This window comes from Aquabacterium sp. (assembly GCF_014378415.1).
Classification (GTDB): domain Bacteria; phylum Pseudomonadota; class Gammaproteobacteria; order Burkholderiales; family Burkholderiaceae_C; genus Aquabacterium.
On record NZ_JACMNS010000151.1, the window covers coordinates 1 to 2,661 of the forward strand.

The 2,661-nt window shown below is 63.5% G+C and carries 2 protein-coding genes and 1 tRNA gene; all 3 read left to right on the forward strand.

What is annotated here, in order from left to right; genetic code table 11:
• A partial coding sequence (locus tag H7225_RS13685) for a methyl-accepting chemotaxis protein (protein ID WP_290662722.1) occupies window positions 1-1,266 on the forward strand: 1,266 nt, incomplete at its 5' end.
• 20 nt (window positions 1,267-1,286) lie between these two features.
• Window positions 1,287-2,555 (forward strand): amidohydrolase family protein, encoded by a 1,269-nt coding sequence (locus H7225_RS13690; protein ID WP_290662724.1) that lies wholly within the window; start codon window positions 1,287-1,289, stop codon window positions 2,553-2,555.
• 21 nt (window positions 2,556-2,576) lie between these two features.
• A tRNA-Leu gene (locus H7225_RS13695) sits at window positions 2,577-2,661 on the forward strand.

Below are 2,661 nucleotides of genomic sequence, written 5' to 3' on the forward strand. Positions count from 1 at the left end.
CAGCGGGCTTTGATTGATGCTGGCGAAAAAGAGGCTGAACAAGCCTACGAAACCGGCCGAAACACCGCCATCGCGCTGGTACTGTTGGCGTTGGCCATGGGTTCATTGGCTGCATTGTTGGTTTCACGCAGCCTGCTCAAGCAACTGGGCGGCGAGCCCGCCGCGGCCGCTGACCTGGCCCGTGCGGTCGCCGATGGCAATTTGAGCACGGTCATTGACGTGGCGCCGGGCGACACCATCAGCCTGATGGCTCAACTCAAGGCCATGCAAGACAACTTGGCCAAGGTGGTGTTGAACGTTCGAAGCAGTGCCGAAGGGGTCGCCACGGCCTCTTCGCAAATCGCCCAAGGCAACAACGACCTCAGTTCACGCACCGAAGAGCAGGCCTCGTCGTTGGAAGAAACCGCCGCGTCCATGGAGCAACTCGGCGTCACCGTGCGCTTGAACGCCGACAACGCCAAACAAGCCAACCAACTGGCCCACAGCGCCAGCGCCGTGGCCATGGAGGGCGGCGAGGTCGTCAGCCAAGTCGTGGTCACCATGAAGGGCATCAACGACAGCTCCAAGAAGATCTCCGACATCATCAGCGTGATCGACGGCATTGCGTTCCAGACCAACATCCTCGCGCTGAATGCAGCTGTTGAAGCGGCCCGTGCCGGTGAGCAAGGCCGAGGCTTTGCCGTGGTCGCCAGCGAAGTGCGCAGCCTGGCGCAGCGCAGTGCCGAGGCCGCCAAAGAAATCAAAGTGCTCATCAACGCCAGCGTGGAGCGGGTTGAAGAAGGCACGTCCCTGGTCGACCGGGCCGGCGCCACCATGACCGAAGTGGTGACCTCAATCAAGCGCGTCACCGACATCATGGGCGAGATCAGTGCGGCCAGCACCGAGCAAAGCCAAGGCGTGACCCAGGTCTGCGAGGCCGTCACGCAGATGGACCAAGTCACACAGCAAAACGCCGCGCTGGTAGAAGAATCGGCCGCTGCCGCCGAAAGCCTCAAAACGCAGGCGCAGCAACTGGTGCAGGTCGTCGCCGTGTTCAAGCTGTCGGCCAGCATTGCGGTGGCATCGCCCGACGCCATCCAGCGCCCTCCAACAGCGTTCAAATCGGCCTTGGTTGCCGAGCGCCGTGGTCCGGTTGGGGCCAAAAATGTGGCGCGTCCTGTCTTCAACAAGCCTGCCCAAGCTGTTTTGGTGCCCCTTGAAAAATCGTCCGCCATGCAGGCCGCTGCCCCCGCCAAGGCCGGCGCCGACGACTGGGAAACCTTCTGATCCCTGCTAGGCTGATCGGCATGGACCTCATCCTTCGACACTGCAGCCTGCCTGATGGCCGCGCCGATCAAGACATCGGCATCCTGGGTGGCCAGATCGTGGCCGTTCAGCCCGCCCTGTCCACGCCCGCCGCGCAAGAGATCAACGTCGCAGGCCAACTCGTCAGCCCGCCTTTCGTCGACGCCCACTTCCACATGGACTCGACCCTCAGCTACGGCCAACCCCGCATCAATCAATCGGGCACCTTGCTGGAAGGCATCGCCCTGTGGGGCGAGCTCAAACCGCAACTCACGCAAGACGCCCTGGTCGATCGCGCCATGGCCTATTGCGATTGGGCCGTGGCCAAAGGCCTGCTCGCCATCCGCACCCACGTTGATGTGTGCGACCCAAAGCTGCTGGCTGTTGAAGCCCTGCTGCACGTCCGCGAGCGCGTCAAACCCTACCTCGATCTGCAACTCGTTGCCTTTCCGCAAGACGGCGTCCTGCGCGGTCACAACGCCCTGGCCCAATTGAAGCGAGCCCTCGACATGGGCGTCGACGTGGTCGGCGGCATTCCCCATTTCGAACGCACCATGCAGGACGGCGCCGAGTCCGTGCGCCTGCTGTGCGAACTGGCCGCCGAACGGGGCCTGCGCGTGGACATGCACTGCGACGAAACCGACGACCCCATGTCCCGCCACATCGAAACCCTGGCCTACCAGGCGCAACGGCTGGGCCTGCAGGGCAGGGTGGCCGGATCGCACCTCACCTCCATGCACAGCATGGACAACTACTACGTCAGCAAGCTCCTGCCCCTGATCAAAGAAGCCGGGGTGGCCGCCATTGCCAACCCGCTCATCAACATCACCTTGCAGGGCCGCCACGACACCTACCCCAAACGCCGCGGCATGACCCGTGTGCCTGAAATGCTGGCCCAGGGCATCGACGTTGCCTTTGGCCACGATTGCGTGATGGACCCCTGGTACAGCATGGGCAGTGGCGACATGCTGGAAGTGGCGCACATGGGCTTGCACGTCGCCCAGATGACCAGCCAGGCCGCCATGCGCCAGTGCTTTGAAGCCGTCACCACCACGCCCGCGCGCATTTTGGGCCTGCAAGGCTATGGTTTGGACGTGGGCTGCAACGCCGACATGGTCGTCCTGCAAGCCCGCAATCCGGTCGAGGCCATCCGCCTGCGCGCCACCCGTTTGCACGTCATCCGACAGGGGCGCATCGTGGCCCAAACACCCCCCTGCGTGGCCACCTTGAGCTTGCCTGGCCGCCCCGCAAGCGTTGATTTTCTATGCTAAACTCCGACCCCTCACGTCAGTGCCCTGGTGGTGAAATTGGTAGACGCGCCGGATTCAAAATCCGGTTCCGCAAGGAGTGCCGGTTCGAGTCCGGCCCGGGGCACCA